1 rRNA gene is annotated in these 226 nt (G+C 59.7%); it reads left to right on the plus strand.

From position 1 onward, the window contains the following. Window positions 1-226, plus strand: a 23S ribosomal RNA gene (locus DID96_RS38080); the annotation flags it as partial.

Genomic DNA, 226 nt, shown 5'->3' on the forward strand with positions numbered 1-226 from the left:
GGGTGAAAGGCCCCCTCGCCGTAAGCCCAAGGTTTCCTACGCAACGTTCATCGGCGTAGGGTGAGTCGGCCCCTAAGGCGAGGCAGAAATGCGTAGCTGATGGGAAGCAGGTCAATATTCCTGCACCATTGTTAGATGCGATGGGGGGACGGATCGCGGAAGGTTGTCCGGGTGTTGGAAGTCCCGGTCGCTGCATTGGAGAAGGCGCTTAGGCAAATCCGGGCGC

The sequence above is a fragment of the Burkholderia sp. Bp8963 genome (assembly GCF_003854275.1).
Classification (GTDB): Bacteria; Pseudomonadota; Gammaproteobacteria; order Burkholderiales; family Burkholderiaceae; genus Burkholderia.